This is a genomic window from Nocardia sp. CA-107356, from assembly GCF_050946365.1.
In the GTDB taxonomy this organism is placed as follows: domain Bacteria; phylum Actinomycetota; class Actinomycetes; order Mycobacteriales; family Mycobacteriaceae; genus Nocardia.
On record NZ_CP191992.1, the window covers coordinates 3,687,996 to 3,707,881 of the forward strand.

Annotated in this window: 18 protein-coding genes; 6 read left to right on the forward strand and 12 right to left on the reverse strand. The window is 62.7% G+C overall.

Translation table 11 applies throughout. The annotated features are described in order from the left end of the window. Positions 1-247: 247 nt before the first annotated feature. Positions 248-514, reverse strand: a complete 267-nt coding sequence (locus tag ACQP1G_RS16610) for a reverse transcriptase N-terminal domain-containing protein (RefSeq protein ID WP_433208566.1) — start codon at positions 512-514, stop codon at positions 248-250. 662 nt (positions 515-1,176) lie between these two features. After that, positions 1,177-2,115 (reverse strand): IS630 family transposase, encoded by a 939-nt coding sequence (locus tag ACQP1G_RS16615; RefSeq protein ID WP_433208569.1) that lies wholly within the window; start codon positions 2,113-2,115, stop codon positions 1,177-1,179. Between the two features lie 283 nt (positions 2,116-2,398). Here ACQP1G_RS16615 and ACQP1G_RS16620 point away from each other — a divergent pair, with 283 nt between their 5' ends. Beyond that, positions 2,399-2,566 carry a hypothetical protein gene (locus ACQP1G_RS16620; RefSeq protein ID WP_433204765.1) on the forward strand — a complete coding sequence of 56 codons (168 nt, stop codon included), beginning with the start codon at positions 2,399-2,401 and terminating at the stop codon, positions 2,564-2,566. A 138-nt stretch (positions 2,567-2,704) separates the two neighbouring features. Here ACQP1G_RS16620 and ACQP1G_RS16625 read toward each other — a convergent pair whose 3' ends face one another. Together ACQP1G_RS16625 and ACQP1G_RS16630 are read right to left on the reverse strand one after the other, a co-directional pair. After that, on the reverse strand, positions 2,705-2,839 hold the full coding sequence (locus tag ACQP1G_RS16625; protein ID WP_433204768.1) for a hypothetical protein: 135 nt from the start codon (positions 2,837-2,839) through the stop codon (positions 2,705-2,707). An 84-nt stretch (positions 2,840-2,923) separates the two neighbouring features. Next, complete coding sequence (locus tag ACQP1G_RS16630) at positions 2,924-9,034, reverse strand: FAD-dependent oxidoreductase (protein WP_433208572.1); 6,111 nt, start codon at positions 9,032-9,034, stop codon at positions 2,924-2,926. Positions 9,035-9,037: 3 nt separating this feature from the next. Between ACQP1G_RS16630 and ACQP1G_RS16635 the strand changes: the two genes are divergently transcribed. Together ACQP1G_RS16635 and ACQP1G_RS16640 are read left to right on the forward strand one after the other, a co-directional pair. After that, positions 9,038-9,520, forward strand: a complete 483-nt coding sequence (locus ACQP1G_RS16635) for a hypothetical protein (protein ID WP_433209593.1) — start codon at positions 9,038-9,040, stop codon at positions 9,518-9,520. Between the two features lie 90 nt (positions 9,521-9,610). Next, a complete protein-coding gene (locus ACQP1G_RS16640) occupies positions 9,611-10,264 on the forward strand; it encodes a hypothetical protein (protein WP_433209596.1) in 654 nt (217 codons plus the stop codon). Positions 10,265-10,455: 191 nt separating this feature from the next. Here ACQP1G_RS16640 and ACQP1G_RS16645 read toward each other — a convergent pair whose 3' ends face one another. Continuing rightward, entirely contained in the window at positions 10,456-10,788 is a 333-nt protein-coding gene (locus tag ACQP1G_RS16645; RefSeq protein WP_433204771.1) for a hypothetical protein, read from the reverse strand. Positions 10,789-11,483: 695 nt separating this feature from the next. Here ACQP1G_RS16645 and ACQP1G_RS16650 point away from each other — a divergent pair. Continuing rightward, positions 11,484-12,161 (forward strand): hypothetical protein, encoded by a 678-nt coding sequence (locus ACQP1G_RS16650; protein WP_433204774.1) that lies wholly within the window; start codon positions 11,484-11,486, stop codon positions 12,159-12,161. Positions 12,162-12,353: 192 nt separating this feature from the next. Further along, a complete protein-coding gene (locus ACQP1G_RS16655) occupies positions 12,354-13,136 on the forward strand; it encodes a DUF5984 family protein (protein WP_433204777.1) in 783 nt (260 codons plus the stop codon). A gap of 76 nt (positions 13,137-13,212) precedes the next feature. Here ACQP1G_RS16655 and ACQP1G_RS16660 read toward each other — a convergent pair whose 3' ends face one another. From ACQP1G_RS16660 to ACQP1G_RS16690, 7 genes are all read right to left on the reverse strand, one after another. Continuing rightward, positions 13,213-13,788: a hypothetical protein gene (locus tag ACQP1G_RS16660; protein ID WP_433204779.1), complete on the reverse strand. Its 576-nt coding sequence runs from the start codon at positions 13,786-13,788 to the stop codon at positions 13,213-13,215. Next, positions 13,785-14,474: a hypothetical protein gene (locus ACQP1G_RS16665; RefSeq protein WP_433204781.1), complete on the reverse strand. Its 690-nt coding sequence runs from the start codon at positions 14,472-14,474 to the stop codon at positions 13,785-13,787. Before ACQP1G_RS16665 ends, ACQP1G_RS16660 begins: the two co-directional genes overlap by 4 nt. A 219-nt stretch (positions 14,475-14,693) precedes the next feature. Then, positions 14,694-14,819, reverse strand: a complete 126-nt coding sequence (locus ACQP1G_RS16670; protein ID WP_433204784.1) for a hypothetical protein — start codon at positions 14,817-14,819, stop codon at positions 14,694-14,696. Next, complete coding sequence (locus tag ACQP1G_RS16675) at positions 14,813-15,682, reverse strand: hypothetical protein (RefSeq protein WP_433204787.1); 870 nt, start codon at positions 15,680-15,682, stop codon at positions 14,813-14,815. The genes ACQP1G_RS16670 and ACQP1G_RS16675 overlap by 7 nt, the downstream gene beginning before the upstream one ends. Further along, positions 15,679-16,032, reverse strand: coding sequence for a hypothetical protein (locus ACQP1G_RS16680; protein WP_433204790.1), 354 nt, complete (start codon positions 16,030-16,032; stop codon positions 15,679-15,681). Before ACQP1G_RS16680 ends, ACQP1G_RS16675 begins: the two co-directional genes overlap by 4 nt. 534 nt (positions 16,033-16,566) lie before the next feature. After that, the gene (locus ACQP1G_RS16685; RefSeq protein ID WP_433204793.1) at positions 16,567-16,893 is read right to left on the reverse strand and encodes a hypothetical protein; all 327 of its coding nucleotides are present in this window, start codon (positions 16,891-16,893) and stop codon (positions 16,567-16,569) included. Between the two features lie 153 nt (positions 16,894-17,046). Beyond that, positions 17,047-17,244 carry a transposase gene (locus tag ACQP1G_RS16690; RefSeq protein ID WP_433208575.1) on the reverse strand — a complete coding sequence of 66 codons (198 nt, stop codon included), beginning with the start codon at positions 17,242-17,244 and terminating at the stop codon, positions 17,047-17,049. A gap of 404 nt (positions 17,245-17,648) precedes the next feature. Here ACQP1G_RS16690 and ACQP1G_RS16695 point away from each other — a divergent pair, with 404 nt between their 5' ends. Continuing rightward, a complete protein-coding gene (locus tag ACQP1G_RS16695) occupies positions 17,649-19,874 on the forward strand; it encodes a hypothetical protein (RefSeq protein ID WP_433204796.1) in 2,226 nt (741 codons plus the stop codon). Positions 19,875-19,886: the final 12 nt, after the last annotated feature.

Genomic DNA, 19,886 nt, shown 5'->3' on the forward strand with positions numbered 1-19,886 from the left:
CGTGATAGCGCGGTTTAGGTTCCACATTCATCTCCTTGAATGCCCTCATTGGACATCGCTCCACATCCCGAGGGTGCCCCGGCCAGCTGATGAGACCGGAACAGGATGCGGCACCGGTATCGGGCGTTTTCCGGTGGGCGTGCAGTTGCACCTTCTGGAGATTGTGGTTCAGGCAGTACAGCTTTAACCCTGCCGCGCGGACCTCCTGATGCAACGCTCCCTACGCCTGGACACGTCCACCAGTTTCCTACCATGCTGTTGTCCCTTCACCTTTCAGATCCAGGTAAGGCATCAGGCCCAGAGATCTCCCTTCGAATCCCTCCCGGCTGAACCGGGGATATGACGGAGCGCTTCGTGGCGCAGTCAGCTTCTGCAAATTCCGGACCTTCTTCAGGTCCCCGGCCTGTGATGCCGCGAAGATCCGCTGCCGCAACCGCCGTACCTGGTCCTCAATCGTGCGCCAGCGCACACTATCCCAGTCCAGGACCTGGTCTCCGGGTCCGTTCACCAGCATTGTGGTGTCCAACTTGTCCCTCAAGTTCGGGTGGTTCGGTCATCGAGTCACCGCAGGCTCACCTGGCTCGCGTCAGCACCCTTTCAGGTCGGGGCAGCCGCCCCTATCCGGCCAGTTATACGGATGCCACCAGCGGAGGAACTGGTTGCGCGGCATCCGGTTTCCTGTGGCCTTTCGACCTACCGGCATTCGCTTCTCGAGCCATCCTGCCCCCGCTGCGGAATTCAGCCTTCCTCACAGTCGGCCTGCCAGACTCGAAAGAGCCTGGACCGCATCGGGATTGTCACGTTCCGCATGAGACAGATACGACCGGATTGGGTGCCCTCTGGACCCCGGGGACGGTGGTGCGCACCCGCCCGGCCAAATCCGCCCGGACGGCACCTGTCGTCTCACAACGACCGGCCCCTATTCTCCCGCTGGAACTTTCCATCGGCGGAAGCGCTGATGACGAGGCGTCGACGAGGGTTCACGCGATTCACCCGCCCGGTCTTCCCCAGCCTGTGACCCCCGGATGGAACGAGAGTCCTTGGGCCGTGCCCTCGGGCTTCGCACCCCACAGTTACCCATGACGCACGCCGAGGCGGGGACGATCCATACACACGGGATCGGGAACTACGTCATCGGCATCAACCGACCCCTCCTTCTACGAGTTCCACTGTCACTCATGCGACTTCGTGTCGCACGACTTGGTTGAGCCAGGACGCGTGAATCGGAGTGTGGATCATGATGGCATTCGGGCGTGCTTCGGCGAGTCGTTTGATGGCGGCGTTGCCGCGATGGTCGGAGCCGTTGTCCACGATGACGAACACTCGTGGGGCGTCGCGGTAGCGTGATTTCGTCATGATCTTGTCGATCAGCGCCATGAATTCGGTGATCCCGGTCGACTTCGGATAGTCGGCGAGCACTTGCCCGGTCTGCACGTCAAGTGCGGCCAGCAGCGCCAACGCACCGTGACGAATGTATTCGTGTTCGACGCGCATCTCGGGATGTCCGGGTCCGGGGGGAGCGCTCGGGTGCTGGCGTTCGCGGGCCTGGATGGAAGGCTTGGCGTCGATGCAGACGATTCGATCACCCAGTTTGAGCGGTAGGCCTTGGTAAAGGCCCTGGTAGAGGTCGAGGATCACGGTCGCCTTGGCCGCGAAATCGGGGTCGCGCCGAAAGATCCACGACTCGTATCGCCAGGGCTTGATCGGGTTCTCGACGAGGATCCGACGAACGCTGGAAGCGGAGATCGTCGGCACCAGGTGCCAGGCAATCAACTCCGCGGCCAGGTCGGGGCAGCTCCACCGGGCCAGTAGCACCCCGGTCTCGGCGGGCAGTTGGCATGCCAACGCACAGACCTCGGCGCGTTGCAGCGCGATGATGGTGCGGGGTCGGCCGCTGCGCGGGCGATCGGTCAGGGCCTCGAGACCGCGTTCGGCGTAACGACCCCGCCAGTCTCGGACGGTGTCCTGGCTGACACACAGTTCACGGGCGATCACCGCGTTGGATCGAGACAGGTTTGCCGACAACACGATCCGTGCGCGTACCCGATCCTCGGTGCGGGGGTCTTCTGCCCGCGTGCGCGTTTGGTCAGAATCTTGCGTTCGGCCGCGTTCAATCTGACGGGGACAGCGCTGGTGCGCGGCATCGAAAACTCCAAAACGGTTGAATCACAGGGCTGTAATTCAACACCAGGAGCAACCTCCCATCCCCGCGACCGGGTAGGCGCGCGAGAATACGGTCCATGCCCGCCATCCCGGAGTCGACCAAAGGCTCGGTCACCCTGAGACTGCTCGACCACATCGAGGAGCACTGGCCGCAACTGTCCCGTGTGCAGGTCACCTATCGTGGCGGGTTCGCCTACGTCGCCGGCGTCCTGACCGGCGGTAAGCAACTCCCGCTGTGCCGATTGCTGCGCTACGGCGCTCCGCGCACTCCTTCGGATTCGCGATCTACTCCGCCGCCCATGACCGCTACGAGGAAGCTGTGCTGCTCAACGGATTCCGCGCCGGAACACCCCAGGAAGCCCTCGACACCGCCTGCACTATCCATCTGGCGCCGCCGGCCTGACCAAGTTCACAGCCGTCATCGACTCGCCGGCTCGAGAACTTTGAGCGCACACCGTTATTGACCTGCACTAACGCACACTCGAACCCTCAAGTTCCATAGCCGGCCCAACAACCCCCGAAGAACTTCAAGCGCGGACCACTAAGTCAGGGCGATTCCAGGCGTCGGCGAGCCGTAGAAGGCGACCTGACCACCGTAGACCCGGACGATTTCCTGGAGCGTCTCCCAATCTGGAGGCATCATCACCGGACCGAGCGGAAGCTCATGTGCCGGCATCGACATGCGCTCCGCCAGCGCCTGCCACGCTGCCTGTGCATTCGTCTCGGTCTTCTCGGTGACTTCGTCCCATGGCGTTGTGAACTACCGCTGTTCGCGCCAAGGTCCGTACTGGGCGTGATCCAAGCCGTCGTGGGCGGCCTGTTGTTTGTCGCCGAAGGAGAATTTGTGCCAGGCGCGCTCGTTCGGTGCGAACCCGGCGGCGCGCATCGCGTCTCGCAGCAGTTGTCGATTCGTCCATGCGTCTGCTGAGACGAACGGCCAATGGGCGAGAGTATTGCGGTTGCCGTAGTCGAAGACCCGGGAACCCATGTCGACCGGCTCTCCATCGCACAACACCCTGACGTCTACCGTTGCGCCGGTCGGGTGGCCGTCGGCCAGAATGCTAACCGCGTCGATCAACCGGGAACCCGGAATACTTGGCCTTAACTGCGCTGCGACGTTGTGATATATGGCGTCGTATTCGGCCGACGGCCGGTCACCGTCGACGACTTCTAGTTGCAGGCGTGGGTCTACTTCCCGAAGCCGCCGAGCGGCGTCGTGCAAACGGTCGGAAACCTCTCTGCGAAGCATGATTTCGCCGACCGCGCCACCCACCCGCAGCGCTTCCGACGGCGGGACGATCACCAATTCACTTCCGGCTCCATCGGAAAAGACCGGTATATGCGAACAATCATGTTGCCAACTCAGCATCCTCGATTCGAGCAGCCGGTACACCTTGTCCTCGATCTCGGACGCGAGCGCGTTGGGATCGGACGGCCGTGGTGAGACGTCAATCTCGACGTGACGCTGACCGTCGTCGTTCAGAACGATTTGGGGGTCGTTGCGTCGATCATGGATTCCGATTCTGACGTGCACTGGGCCGTCGGGTCCGGGATATTCGAATCCGAGACCGTCGCCGTCCCAACCCCGGTTCATGACGTAAATCCGACGGTCCGCGTGTAGTGCCGCGGTCAACTCGGCGTGTTTGAGGTCCATCGACCGTCGCGGACGCAGTGGTCTTGGTGATGTCTGTTCCGCGGCGTTGGACATTAGGGTGAGACCAATGAGCAGGTATTCGCCGCCCAGCCATTCACCGAGGGTGCTGGATGGGCGCATGTCGCGGGGAATGTCCCCGGACGGTGAGTGGCCGCTCGGATGGCTATCGCTATTGATAGTCCAGCGCTTGTTGGGCGTCCCGTCGAACAGTCGCACTGGATCGCCCGGCTCGAGGTGAATCCACTCCGGAACGCTCAGCTTCAGCATGGTGTGCCTCCCGCCCGCGATCAGCACGCGCGTGCCACCGACGTAGACGGCCCCCGCCTTGGTCAGCTGGGCTGCTTTGTCGCCGGGGCCAAGCGGGATCATTGCGATCGGCGTGCCATCGCGGTCGAATCCCGTCGCGAAGATCTTTGCGGTTGCCTGAACCGCCGACCGCCCCCGCTGGGCCGACCGGCTGCGCGGAGTCCGGATATCGTCACAGACCGGCACCGACGAGTGGCCATAGGAATCGCCGTTCATGAAGGCGACCGGTTTGACGTCACGCCGCCGATGCTGCAGTCCACCTCCGGCTTCATAGGACCATGTATAGAAGTGAGTAGGTCGGAACCCTCGGTTTGCGAGATTGAACAGCTCCGATTCAATACTGGGCGGCAACCTGCTTCGATTCGCCATGGAGTCGTATTCGAACATCGCAGAATGGGCGACGATGTTTCCCTCCCGGTAGTTTCGATCCCAGGCCTCACCCAGTGAGTTATTATCGGGTGTCCCATCTCGCAAGATCATCCCAACGGGGACAACACATTCTGCCTGTGCCGCCGCGCGCGCGATGGCATCGAGGTCGGCATCGGAGTGCGCGATCAGAGCGATCCCTTCGAGGCCGACCAATTCGCGAATGTCGTCCTCGATGCCTGGTCGCATGCAAACGACCGGTGTTTCATCGGGATAGAGGCCGGCACGAAGAAGCGCGCGTACCTGATCGGGGTCCTGCGCGACGATTTCGTCCACGAAGGGCGCGGCCTCCTTGATGGCCGCCGCCGGAACGTGGGGGTCGGCCACCAAAGCGAACAGGCCGTTCCCTTTGGAGAATTCGGCTGCCTGTCGAACGTTTTCGACAAATGTCGATACATCGAACTTCACGCTCACCTCTGCCAGGTCCACCACATCCAGGCTCAGCTCACGGCGTCCGGATTCGGGGTCGACTCCCGCGTCGTCGAATTTTACCGCGTCGAAGACCGGGCGGAGATGTTCCTCATGCGGGTGCAGTGAGACGTGAAAATACCGGACGTCTTGAAAGGTGTGCGGGCGAATCGCGTCCAGTAGCAGTCGCCGTCCGATTTCGGGATAGTCCGGATGGACGGCCAGTGCCAGCACTTCTGCGGTCGGCTGCCCGTCGACCTTGGCCACCATGGCAAAACCGACTACGCGGTCACCATCGTTCACGATTGTGATGTTTTCGCGTGCGACATCGTACATTTGGTGAATCGTCAAAAGGTCGGGTGGCTCTGGCATGACAGCTTGACACAGCCAGTGGGCCTGCTCGAGGCCATCGCCGATGGTCTGCAGGTCAACCTCGGGACTGTCTTGGTGAGCCGGACGATCGGTACGCCGTAGGACGCGTCCATCGTCGATGACGCTGAGAGTATGGTTTTCGGCGAAATCATCGAGGTGCGCTTGCCGTCGCGTCTCGGTCGATTCGTGTGGGCCGCGGTAGGCCGGTCCGGTCAGCAAGTTGAGGGTCTGCCTGCGCTGGTCGGGAGTGGGTCCGAGCAGATCTACCCGATCTCCCGGCGCGACGTTTGGGATGCGTGTGACGTCGATGGCGATCACACCGTTCTTGTGCCAGGCTACGGGGCAACGAGCGACGTCTGGGCCGGTTCCGACCCACGCCTGCTTCAGCCGCGATGCCCAGAGTCGATCGGCTTCGGTATCGCCGAGCGGCACAACCGCCAGCGTGACATCCACCGGTACCCATTTGCCCGTGGCGCGTTCGAACCTGATCTGGGTGCCACTCGGGGTTGTCGTGTGCGGCTTTGTGCGGTTGTCCGGTTCTGGTCCGACAGCGTAGATCTCGCTCGTCACGTGGATCGCCGAATCTATCGGCGACCAACGGCTGCCGGTCGGCCATTTCGGGTGTCCAAGAGCCGCGTCGCCGATCGGCACCACGAGGTGGGACTCTCCGGGAAGTTTCTGCGGGAGATCGGGCCAAGCGGTGCACAGCTTCTCGAATGACAGGTCGCGATCGAGCACCCACTGCGGCGAGATTTCGAGATGGTCCAATTCCCTGGTCAGCTTCGAGAAGAAACCGTGGATCGTGAAATCTCCACGATCGTGGGAGGGACGCTGTACCAGAACCGCACTGAACTCGATGCTTGCCTCGAGATGTTGCTGTAGCTCCGCCAGATTGGCATGACCGTCCGGGGCATCGTGCCGAACCGAAACGGCCACCAACGCCCGATACTTCGGATTGCGAGTCCGATGGACATCTTCTACAGCCGCGACCACGGCGCCCAAATCTGAATCGTTCTCGATCGGAACGCATATGTTCTGATGCTGGAAAACCTCCGAGAGCTCGATATCACCTACTTCTCGACACAGAATCGGCGTCGTGTCCGGTACCTTGGCCTCACGCGCCATCACGGCCTCGCGGGCCGTCGCCGTGACGACGACCTCGGCCCCTGCATTCACCGCGACAGGGATGAACTCCAGATGGCTCGGGTCAGCTTCGTAGGCAAGGGTTTCCGATCGCAACCAGCCGTTGGTTCGATCGGCGCGCCATCGGAGAAGATCGGCCGCATGTGTCACGTTGGCCGCGACGGCACCTGTGTCCTTCGTTATCTCCACCTTGGCCTTGTCGGTCAACTCGCAGGTCATTATCCAATGGCTTCCAGTGTTCGAGTCGGAACCCGGATGAAGGCCTGTCACCGTCCAACCGCGGTGACGTAGTGCTCTGACGGTCTGGGCGTCATCTATTGGAACGAGCTGCTTGAATTGTGTGCCCCCGTCGATGCTGAGATCTTGCATGGCACGGTCTGTCAGTCCACCGAATCGAAGTCCGGCGCCCAGGAGAACAGCTGTTTTCCCGTCGGAACCCCGGATAGGAAAACTGCCTGCCAGCGGCGTGCCATGCGGGTCAGTCGCATACAGCACCGACTCCTTGTGCACGCGGGCGATACGTGTGAGGTCCGATATCGACACCGTGTCACCGAGTGTCGCCAACTTGCGCAGAATCTCGGGGTCGTTGGCCACGGCGACGGCCAGCCTGCGACCAAAGACTTTCTGATCGATCTCTTCGGCAACGAATTCCGAGAGTAATGGGGACAAGCTCCATCCGGTACTGTACAGGCCATTGAAATGGAGGACGTTCCTCAGGTAATCGTCGTCTTCGATGAAGATTCCGCCGGAGTATTTCGAACGTTGGCCAGCATGGTGCGATACGACCTCCGCTTCCTCCAGCAGATCCACTGGAATACCCAACAGTGCCCCGGTGGCCGCGATGAGCTGTTCCTGATGCTTGAGAAGGTGTTCGGCATCTTCTTTTTCTGGAAGATGTGTTCGGGGATCAGGGTTGTTCCACGCGCCAACCTTGATTTCGTGTTCATCGGCAGTCGGCAAGATGATCAGATGGTCGGCGCTGACGGCCACCTGCAGCCTGGTGCCGTCACGTAGTCGCAGTCTGATGACGTGACCCTTGATATTCTCGAAGTTCGGGTTGTTCATCAGTTCTCGCGCGCCGTCGCCGATCGCCACCACGACGGCGTCCGACGTGGTGGCCAGATCGGCCAAGGTCACGGTCTCCTTGTTGAATACGCTTGGCCCCCGGTTGTCCTGGTTGGCCATGGTTACCGTTTTCTCCTCGAAGCGAGCTCCCTCCTCGGCGGCTTGGTGCTTCAGGAAACGCAGCGTCTTCGGGGTATCGATCGAGTACGAGTCGATGACGTACATCGTGTCGGCCCGATACATTTCGCCGTCGGAACCTGGCAGCTCAATCGGCTCGTCGAGGGTGATCACTTCGGCACGCATCGCGCTTGCCAAATCGTCCGGCCACTTCTCCGGCCCGGCGAATTCGTAGTTCTTGACACGCATGACACCGGTAAGTTCCGGATTCTGCGCCAACCGCTCGTAGAACGAACGGCCGACGGACACCGCCTCTTCCAGATTGCCAACACTGCGGTACAGCGAGTCGGCCATCTTCTTGGGCACCCAGGGCAGAAATTGAGCTCCGGCGGCCACGGACGTCGGCTCGCCTCCCTTGGTGACCACTTTGACGTGGTAACCGCGACGGGCCAGGTTGTGCGCAGTGAGCACGCCCGCGATTCCTTGCCCGACCACAGTGACCGTGCTGGTCTCACGCAACTTCACCAGTGAGTTGATGATGTCCTGCGAGATTGCCCCGCTTAACTGGTCCTGCGTGGTTTCGCTGTCCGGTGAGTTCGATGTGTTTCTGTCGTGATCTGCCGGGGTGGGGGCTTTACCCGCCATGCCCGGGCTCTGGACGGGAGAGCGGTCAGGTGGCTGCGGGAACCGCGGCAGTTCCGGATCGCTCGAGGGTCGGTTGGATGGTGCGTTGGTCGGCGCTTCGGCTGCGCGACCGGAGATTTGTGTGGTGGGCGCCTTGTCATGAGGTGCAGGTGTGTTGGTAGCTGGGGCGTTGGGTGTGGCGGGGTTGTCGACCGGATCGGCCGAATCGCGGGGTGTGGTGAGGTCGGACGGGCCGTGGTTCGGTGCTGCGGCGGAGCTTGTGGGGGTCTGCGCGGTCGGGGCAGGAATGGGTGGGGTGGCGGTCTGGGGGAGCGGAGTCGGTGTGGGTGTGGGTGGGGTGGTGGGTTGGGTACTGACGGTGGTGGCGGGTTTCGACTCCCCACCTGTGGTTGTCGTGGCGGGTGTGTGTTGTTGCGCCGCGGCGATATTCGGTTTGTTGTCGGTGGCGGTGTTGATGTGGGCGCGGGGTGTGACTTTGTCCGCAGTGCCGGTTGGTGCGTCTGGCGGTGTGGCGGGTCCGGTGGTGCGTTCGGGCGGGGTTGGTGTTCTGGTGTTGTTGTCGGGTGCCGGTGTTGTTGTCTGGGGTGTGGGTGTGGTTTTGGTGCTCGTATCCGGTGTTCCGGCACGGGATTCCGTGGTCGTGCTGCCCGTGTCTGTGTTCGGATGTGGCGTTGTATTGGGGTGGGGGATAGTGCCGTCAGTTTGCTGGGGGATCGATTCCCCGCGCAACCACATGCCGTGCAGCTTCTCGAGTTCGACGGCATTTGTATCGCTGTAGCCGCCGTTCTTAGCCGCTTCGGCGCGCAATTTGTTGGTTTCGGCGTAGTATTCGCTGGCGCGTTTTCGCTCGGATTCAGACTGGTCGAGGACTGTTGCCCTATCGGGATTGATGTCCAGCTGAAAACGGCGGTGGATGCGCCTGCCCTTGGCGTCGGATTCCGGTGTGACTTTGCCGGGTTTCGAACTCGTTGTGGTGTTGCTGGTGTTCGGTGTGTTTCTGGGGTTTTCCGGGTGGGGGGCGTGGAGTCCGCCGAGTGCTCCCATGGCCGCGCCCATGGTGATCAGGCGTGGGTCGAAGGTGGTGTCGACTTTGTTCCAGTCGAGGTGTCCGTGGACGAGTTGGTCGCCGACTTGCCAGGCGATGCCTGCGCCGTATGTGCCGAACCCGCCGATCGCGCCGCCGATGGTGTGGCTGATGATTCCGTTGGCCAGTTTCGGTAGCGCGGTTCGTCCCAGCAGGTTTCCCAAGCCCATGCCCACTGGTGTTGCGACGATTGCGCCGGCCCCGAACTCGAAGCCGGTCTCGAGGGTTTGGCCGAGGTCGTATCCGTCGTCGCGGTGTCCGGCTGCGAGCTGGTAGGCCTGGATGCCGACGTCCATCCCGATCCCGAACCGGCCCGCTTTCAGCCCGGCGATGCCGATCTGTTTGAGGTAGGGCTTGAGGAGGTTGCGAAGGCCGGCTTTCCCTGCTTGCAGGGCAAGCTGTTCGGCTCCTTGTTCACTGGCGACGGTGACCGCTTCACGGCCTGCGGCCAGCGCGAGCGGGACCGCGGCTTCGCCCCAGGGCCAGCTGGCGATCAGCGAGCACACGGTGTAGGCGGTGATCCCGGCGACCACGGCTTCCCAGATTTTGGTGTATTCCAGTATGGTGGCCGCGTTTCGGGTGGTGTGGCCGAGTTCTGTGAGTCCGTCGACAAGCTTCTGGATCGAGTTGGGGCCGTTGTCGAACAGGGTGGCGAACTCGCGGGCGGCGGCGTCGGCTCCTTCGCCGGTGTAGGCATTCTGGGTGGCGTCGGTGACGGCTTTCAGGTCCGGTTCGATCTCGGCCAGTTCGGCGGCGGCTTGTTTCCAGGCGTCACCCAGTTTGAACAGGTCGTCCTCGTCGCCTTTGGGGTAGGCCTGACCGAAGTTGAGGGCTTGCAGTATCTCGGGCGGGATCCATTCCCACAGTGCGGTGATCGATGACATGAATACGCTCGAACGACTCTACAACCCGGCTTACCAAGGCCGTTCGATCATGAAAGATTCTTCCCGCGACGGCTTCTCGTGGTCCCACTGCTCGACATTACAGAACACCATAAGCTGGTCATCACCTACCGCGCCGGATTCGTCCTGGCCCTCATCGTCGAATGGCTCAAATTATTGGGAGACACGACCTAGTGCCGACGAATCAACCTCTTAAAAACCTCGGTGTTACCAAACTCCGTCAATTCCAGCTTGTTCGCCGTGTCTGTCACCCACTTCGAATGGGAGTGCAACAGCGCAGATTTGGACGCGAGGACTGCCTGCAGGTTGTGGTCGGAGTTCTCATAGCCGTTCTCGCTCTTGGCGAAACTCTTACCGAACTCGTCGTCGCCCCATTTGCCCCAATGCGCCGCCGACGCAGCCCGAACCTTCGACAGCACGGCATCAAACCGCGCGGCGACTTCCTCAAAATTGTTGCCGACAGCACGAAGCCGCTGGGTTTCAACCCGTACCTTGCCTGGCATGAAACCCCCTGGTGTGTTTGAACGGAGCTTATTCGAGCTCGACCACCTCTGTGAAACCGCAAGTCGCGATCAAGAGCGCTCTTGTGCTGGTCACCGAGCGATTTTCGCTGTCCGGACCGGATACCCGACTCCGGAGACCGCGCAGCCCGTTCGGCTGCGCTCACTTCGCGAACAAGAGCGTATGCGGGTTCAGCGGGCTGTCGGGCGTTTAGGTAATTGACCTGAAAAGGTCCGGATCGGTTCGGCGCGCCTCCGTCGGTGAGCTGGGTTTTGCGGTTCGCCTGAGCGATGGAGTTGTCGTTGGCGAGTCGGAGAGCGATCACGAGGTCCCAGGCCGTTCGCTACCGGAGCGGCACGAAGGCGCAGAAGTCGGCAATTCTGGATTCGGTGTGTGGGGTGACCGGATTGAACCGGGACTATGTGCGACGGGCGTTGGCAAGGCGCTGGTGCCGAAGATCGTTGCGCCGCGTGCACCGCGGGAGCCGGTGTATGGCGCGGAAGTTGTTGCAGCGCTGACGAAGTGTTGGGCGGTACTCAATGCTCGGGCGGGCAAGCGGCTGGCCCCGATGTTGGCGGAATTGGTGCCCGTGCTGCGTCGGTTCAACGAGCTGGACATCGACGACGACACGGCGGAGTCGCTGGTGTCGATCTCGGCGGCCACGATCGACCGCCGCCTGGCCCCGGCGAGGAAGCGGTTGCAGTTCAAAGGCCGTTCCCACATCAAGCCGGGCTCGATGCTGAAATCACGAATTCCGATGCGCACGTGGGCTGACCACGACGAGAACATGCCGGGGTTCGTGGAGATCGACTTGGTCGGCCACGAGGGCGGCAACCCGCGTGGACATTTCTGTTTCACGTTGACGGTCACCGATATCGCTACCGGGTGGACCGAGAACCGCACGGTGCGCAACAAGGCCCAGAAACACCTGTTCGCGGCGTTGACCGACGTCGTGGAGGACCTGCCGTTCCCGATCCTGGGCATCGAATCCGACAACGGCAGCGAGTTCATCAACGACCAACTTCTGCGCTACGGCCTCGACAACGAGCTGAAATTCACCCGGGTCGCGGTCGGGCAACAAGAACGACGGCGCCCACGTGGAGCAGAAGAACAGGACCACGGTACGACAACCGGTCGGGTACCTGCGCTACGACACCGAGGCGGAACTGTTGCTGCTCAACAGGATCTGGCATCAGCAGGCGTAGATCGGCGACCATTTCTACCCGCAGGAGAAGCTGATCTCCAAGGTTTGCGAGGGTGCGAAGGTCAGCAAGAAGTACGACACCGCGACGACACCCTATGCGCGGGTGATCGCCCATCCGGAGGTGAAGGCGCTACCGAAACACAGGCTGACCAACACACACGCATCGTTTAACCCGGCCGCGGTGCAGCGCCGGATCCAGGTGACGTGAGGCAACAGGGTATGCCCAGGCATCGTGATCTCAGACAAGACGGCGGACACGGCCAACGAACCGGCCGCCAGCGGGACTGTCCGCTATGCCGATGAGCAGATGGCTCAGGGCGAACTCGGTCGTCAGCGTGTGGTGCAATCCGGTTGTATAGAGGCATGATGCGATTTCGGTTCGAGCTGGTGCCGGTCGACGAGGTCGGTCCGTGGGGGTCGGGTCGAAGCCCGTGCCTGCACTGGTTCGCGCTCACCCAGGGCTGGTTCTGCTTGGATATGGGTGGAATTGAGTTGCTGCGATACGCCGAGCGGACCGTGGCTTTGTTCTCACTCGAGGGCAGCCGAGCGGCGTCGCCGTGGGTGGACTATTACGTAGTCCGGCTGTGGGAGGACATGCTGCAGGCGTTGCCGTACATTCTCGAACCCGTGCCAGACGATCTGGCGGACTTCGTGGCTGCCGGATCCGCAGAATGGGTTGACACCGACGACCCGGAGATCCTGCACAACACGCTGATCGACGCCGCCTACGACGCCTGCGGTCAGCGGTGCGTCGACACCGGGTATCTGCGCTTCGGGCCCGTGCTGCGGTGGTGGCGCACCGTCGGTCCCGTGGACACTGTCACCGTGGATTGGCAGTTCGCTGCTGATCCTGACGGCGAAATCGCGTTCACCGCACCGCTGTCGGGCCGGGCGTCGGTCAGCACGGATGAATTCATCTCCGCCGTAACGGATTTCGATCATAGACTGTTCGAGGCCATGCAGCAGCGGGTGGACCGGCTGACCGCAACCGGCGCTCCCACAGAGATCGAACTCGATATTCCCCGCCTGATCCAGGAGCAGGCGGAGCGGCGGACCTGGTTGCCGCGGGCGTTGGCGCAGCAGGTGGGCACCGACTGGGACGTGGTGCGGGCAGGTGTGCCGATCCTGGCTCCGCACCGGGTGTGAGCCAGCAACCGCATGAGGCGACGATCTGCCCTTCCCGGGCATCTTGGCATGAGGCAACAGGGCAAGTTCGTGCGCGTCATCGGGGCCGGTTTGATGTGTTGAGTCGGGCCATGAGTTCGCGGTTGGTGGCGCGAGTTGCGGCGAGGTCGTCGTCACGTTCGTCGAGTTGTTGCTGCAAATCGAGGTTGTGCTGTTCGAGCTGGTTGATGCGCTGGTGAAGGGCGTCGATGTCGGTGGGTGCGCCGAGTCCGGACTCGCGCCAGGTCTGTTCGCCGAGTGCTTCGGACAAGCGTTTCTCGAGGTGCTGGATACGGGTATTGAGCCGGGCGGCTCGTTCGTGGGCGGCGAGCAGGTCCGCCTGCAGCGAGGCGCGAGTGACCGCGGGCCCGGTGTCGGCGACGACAGCTGGATCTGTTTGCAGCGCATGGATTTTCTCCAGGAGGTCGCGGTGCCGGTAGAGAAAGGTGCGGTCGACTCCGGCGATGCGAGCGATGGCGGACGCGCTGATCTGCTCGCCATCGGCCGCGGCCCGGCCGAGCACCGCCAGGACGCGTTGGCGGCGGCGCATCGAGGCGTCACGGCGGCCGTCGAGCTTCAGTCGGGCGCTCGTGATGCGCTGCGTGCGTGTGGATTTCGGTAGGGTGGTGGTCATGCGCTGGCCTCCGAGGCGGGCATGGTCGATGATGTGGGGGCGGTGGTGAGGATCGGCATGCCCAGCGGGACGCTGTGGGCAGCGCGGTGATGGCGCACGATGGCGACCGCGCCGTCGATGCGACCTCGTTCGGTGTCGTCGAGGTCGCTCTTGATCCGGCTGATCAACCGTCTGATCCGGGTGATTTCCTCCTGAGTCGGGGTGGCGTCGGCACGAGCCCCGTCGTCGACTCCGTCGAGGGCGGCGGCCAGCCGTTCCCGGGTGCGCAGGAGATCATCGAGGTATGCCTGCAGGTCGGGCAGGTAAGCGATGTTCGTGCGGAAATGGTCACAGCCCGCGCAGCGGAAGCGAAGCGGGCAGGCGCCGCCGCCAGCCTTGACGTTGGTCGGTTCGGTGCAGGTGCCGTAGGGGACGGCGACCTCCCCGCTGAAGTCGTCGGTCAGGCGAGTCGCCGCCAGAAAGCCCGCGCCCGCGATCCACGTCGCGACCGTCGCCCGCGCCAGCGCCTTGAACGCCTCCTCGGCGTGCTCGGTCGCCGCCTGCCGCCGCGCCAACCCGATCCGGGCCGCCGAGATGATCGACACCACCAGCAGCCACAACTGAATGGCGTAGGTGTAGTCGCTGATCCGGTTGGACAGCCCGTCGGAGTCCAGAATCTTGGCATTGGGGATCTTTGTCCACCACACCAGCCTCGAGATGATCCCCTACCCCAACGCGGGCATCAGCGTGTCCACGACCTGACCGAACGTCGAGGACTACGCCTTGCTGGTCGCCGCGTCGAGCGCACTCAGCGTATGGGTGGCGACGTTCGGGTCTTTACATATTGAGGAGGCTCCGTTGCCCATCGGATCGCCCATGTACGAGATCGGTACGGCGTTGGCGATGCCGTTGCGGATCTGATCGCACTAGGTGTTGAATCCGTAGGTGTTCGGCGGCGGGCTCGGGGTGAGATCCGCGGCCGCCGCTCCCGCGCTCGTTACGAGCACGCTCATCACCAACACCACGGCGGCGACGTGCTGAAGGCTCACCATTGGGTCCACCCGACGAGATCGTTGATCGTCTCGGTCGGCACCTGCGCACCCGCGACGCCGGGGAACCGCAGCTTCCAATCGCCCGAGGCCCACACCATCGGCAACGGCCCGGTCGTCCACGTCGGGCTGCCATCCGCGCTCGCCGGCCCCCGCATCGCCAGGCGGACGATACAGAAGTCGTCGGAGTACTGGTCGATCTTGAATGCGTCCGAGGCCACCAGGAATCGTGTGATGCTGTCGGGCATCTGCATTGGCACTTTGCCCGAGCGCACCCCGGCGTCGAACTGTTCGCGATCGACCGTCGGCAGCACAGACCGGACCTGGATCATCGCCAGATCCGCAGGGCGCGCAACGATCTGGTAGAACGTGTACGCCGCCGCCAACGCCGCACCCTGCGGGGTGTGCGCGTATCCGACGGCCGCGCCGTCGACGATGTGGGTGGGGCCGTCGCTGGTGGAGAATGGCACCACCGCGCCATGCACTTGCTGCCAGCCTCCCCGCCTCCGCAGGCCCACCGGGACGGCGGTCAACCAATCGGAGTCGGTGGGCTTGTGCTGGGAGGCGTCCTGCGCCAACACCTGTCCTGACGGGTTGGTCGGCAGGTCCACGCGGCGCCCGAATATGTCGACTGTCGGTGTGGCGAATCCGTCGCTCGCCGGATCGGGCGACGGCGCGGGCGGCGCTGTCGTCGTCGTGGTGGGCGACGCGGTGGAGTTGTCGGACCCGCCGTGGTGGCGGGTGGCGAACACGATCACCGACGCCACGACGATCAGCGCCAACACGGTGGCAGCGGCGATCAGACCGACTTGCGAGCTCGGCGAACGTCCTTCTCCGGCAGGGGTGTTGGTGTTGTCTCGGGTCACTTGGGGGCCTCCCGTTTCACGACGGTATCGACCGCGCCCACCGCCTTCACGGCCGGTGCGGCATCGGATGGATCGGGCGGTAGCAGCCGACAGTCTTGCGCGACCCAGGTCACGATGGCGGTGTTGACCGCCATCGAGGAGTCCGGGAACGAGGTGTAGATCAGCACCCGCGCCCGCTCCCAGGTGTAGTCGGCGATCGTGTAGCCGCGGATGCGCGGGGCCGTCGCCGGATCGGCGGGGGTGCGGATCGACAGCACCGCCCGGCTGGTCGCCCATGAGTCTTTGTCTTTGCCCGCCGCCAACTCCACCGCGGCCATCCCCGCCCAGTGGTCGTCGCCGGTGACGCTCATGCGCACCGTGTGGACGATCGCGCCCGCCCAGCGCCTTGCGGGGTGTGCTCGAATCCAGTTGCCGAGTCGGCGTCGCGCTGTTTCGGGCCGTCATCGCCCCACGGCAGCGCGACACCGTTGAAGGAGTCCCAGTGAACGCCCGACGGCGGCCTTGGCGGCGCTGCGACCGTGATGGTCGGAGCCGCAGCCTGCGGCCGAGAGCACTACAGCGATCGTGAAGGCTGCGGCGATAATCGCGCGGCCGATATGGATTGTCGGATTCTGTCTCACGGCAATGCCTTTCGCGCGCCCGGTGCACGAGCGCGATCGCGGTGGGCGCTGTGGCCGCCACGAGACCAACTACACAAAGGCGACACCGAACCTAGAGCTCAGCCGCGGTCGTACCGTGTGTGAGTTCGGGATCGATCTCGAAAATCGGTTGCCAGTCGAACTCGTAGGCGCGCTTCTGGATCTCGATGCCCTCCCCAATGAGGTCCTCCCAGGCGCGGGTGTATTCGAGAGTCCATACTCTGCCTCGTTCGCGAACGACTCTGGCTAGGCAGCGAGCGAAGATTCGGTGCCCTCATCGAGTAACTCGATTGGCAAACCGGCACGGGCATGGGAGGTGCCGATAGCGCGGAAGATGGCATCGACCTGATCGGCATCGAAAGGCCTCATGCCGACCCGCCTGATTAAGAAGTCCAACAACCTGGCCGTCGATCTGATCCGGGTCGGCCGGTCGTAGAGAAACCGTTTGCCACCAGGCGGCTCGGCGAACTGGGCGTAAATATATTCGGCTGCGGCATTAGTATCCTCACTACCCAACAAGGATCCGCTGCTGTGCAGCAGCAATAGAACATCCTCTGTAATGATCATGGTCATCGGGGAAACCTGCCAGACGTGCGAAGGTCGGATCAAATGCATCGAGCACCCAACAATGCACGTGGGTCGCAAGTACGCCAGAACAGGTTTAGCGTGCGTCACCGGCCCGAGGCGCGCAACAAGTAGAGTCTAAAATCATAACGAATGCCGAGGTCAGCGCGGTATTACTCGTGTCCGTACCGGACGGTGATCAATTGAACACAGGGGACAATAGGCTGTTCGATCCGGCCCCTTCTTGACGAACCCGGTTTCTTCGATGACCAGGACGCCGTCCGGACCCGCGAGAGCTTCGGACACACACGCGCGGACCCGATCCCGCAGTTCATCGGCACTCCATCGGGACCGGTTCAGAAAATGCTACAGCCCGTCCGGCTCCACGACGGCAGCATCGGCCAACTGCCAGAAGTTCTTACTCTCCAACTGTCGCGCTAGGTCAACAGCAGCATGGATAAGCTCTCTGCAAAGGTGAGTCGGTCTCGGCTCCGTTGCCGCTTCGGATTTTTCACCGAAGGTCGCGCCATCCGAACGTATCCGGTACTCCGCGTCACATTTTATCGGGCCGCTATGTAACGGCACGATTAATAGCGCGTCAACGTTGCCGTGATGTAAAGCGCAATCTTTGGATTCCTTGGGTCAGGCGGTGAACAGCGATGCCAGTGCGTGTGTCGAGACTCCATTCTGATCCCAGTCCGGACTGGGATCAGGTGTGGGAGCCGGAGTATTGGGCGCCGCGAGCGGTGCTAGGGCGATGTCGAGTGTGGGCCAACGCCACTCGTCGCCGGCGTACGGTCGTCCGGCTGCTGACCATCGGTCAGGTTCTGCTAGTGATCTGGACCGTCCTCAGCGGAGTAGCCGCCGCCCGTGTCGGCACGGTTGCCTCGAGCGGAAATATGTCGGCCATCGATGGGCTCGGCTGGACAAGTGTCAAGGATTCGTCGGGAATTCCGTTGTCGGACTATCTGTTCGCCACCAACGACGGCAGTGTCCTGGATCCCGAGGACGCCGGGCTGTCGCTGGTGCTGGGCCTGGAATTCACGGTGTTCATGGTCGTCGTGATCTCGGCTATCTGGCTGATCGACGAAGCGGTGAGTTTCCGATGGCTCGATGGGTTGGACAAGGCGTTGACGGCGGTCGCCGACAGCCTCACGCATCAGATAGCCACGCCGATCATGTTGATTGTGTCGTCAACGATCGGCACGTTCTTCGTGGCATGGTTCGTGGTGCGTGGATATCACGCCAAGGCCGCGTTGCAGGTCGTGGCAATGCTGACGGTCGCCGTGCTCGGCGCCACCTACCTGGCGCGGCCATTGGCCGACGTGCTGTCGCCGCACGGCTTGCTGGCCCAGGGCCGCGACGTCGGGATCTCAGTCGCGGCCGGACTCAACGGCGACGCCAGTCCGGACGCGGACTCCATCGTCACCAGCCTGAATGCCACTTTGGGCGACAATTTTGCGCGGCACCCATTACAGGTATGGAATTTCGGGCACGTTGTCGATGATTCGTCGAACTGCCGCACAGCCTGGTCATCGGGAGTACTGGCCGGCAGCAAGTCGCGAGTTGCGCGAGGCTTGAACGACTGCGGAGACACGTATGCGAGTGCCAAGATCGAAAATCCGAGTATGGGGCAGATCGGCACCGGCCTAGTGCTGTTGATCTTCGGGACGATCCTGCTGCTGTTCGCGGCCTACCTGGCGATAAAGATCTTCCTGGCCGCACTGTCTTCGATCTATCACGCCATCCTGGCCATCTTCGGTTTCGCCGCAGGCGGATTCATCTACGGACCAACCCAGACGTTCTTGATCCGCAACCTGGTCGACATCGTCGGTGACGCATTGTCGATGGTGGCTTACACCGTGTACCTCGGTGTCTACGTCCTAGTGCTGGGCGACATGTTCCGGGCCGCCTCGGGCAGCGGTATGTCGGTGATCTTCGTCGGCGGAATGGTGATGATCGCGGGCTTCGCGCTGCTGCGGCGCCTCGATCTCAGCCTCATCGGCGGTCAAAGCCGGGTGGCCGAGCAGATTCGTGCCACGCTCGCCGGCAAACCTGCCGCAGCAGGCGGCGCCGCCACCGGGATGGATACGGCAAGCCTGCGCTACACCCTGTCGCCGGGTCACCTCGCCGCCACCACGATGCGCTGGACGGGGGACCTCAATGCCATCAATGCCAGCCCCGTGACTTCGTGGATCTTTCGTCGGCCGACGCCTCTTACATACTTTTCGAAGCAAATGCAGGATATGAACTATCTGAACTACGAGTTGTTGCTCGGACGAGTGCCGCCCCGGGCTGCCGGGAGCTGGATGTCGCGGCTCACATTAGCGAAGAATGCACACGATGCCGCCGCGCGAGATGCGACGGATGAATTCGGCGGCCGCAACGCGTGGGCGGCGGCGGCAGGGATCAGGCATGTCCTCGATCTCGGTGGCGACCGAGCGGACGCCAATGGCGCACTCCGGAACGCCAGATTCTCCCACGAATTGATCAATTATGCGATCGAGGCGAACAGTCGCGTCAACAGGACTTCCGACGAAAATCCGCTGCAATACGATCCGCTGGCCAAGGTCGCCGCTGCCCTGGAGCTCGTCGACAACGCTAGAAACCTTCCCAATGCCGTGGAGAGATCCGCCTATATCGGTCAGTTCGCGGACGCGGCGAGGATGTTCTATCGCCTCGCTCCCCGCCCGATGAACCGCAGCGCCCCACATCAGATGCATAGTTTCTACCGGAAGGTCGCGGCAAACTGGGACAAGTCACAAGAGGATTTCAGGAATGCGGTGCCGATCAACGAGTGGGCTTCCGCTCCCACCGAGGTCCGCCGTTACATCGGGAGCAGGCTTGCCGAAGAATTGAAGACGGCGGCCGGAGATTATTATCGTACCCCTTCCGATGCGCTCCTTGCCAACGCGATGCGCTGGAAGGACAGGGCCGCGAAGATCGATCTGATTCTCTCCAATACCAACGTCGGCCCATGGACAAACTAGCACTCTTAGATA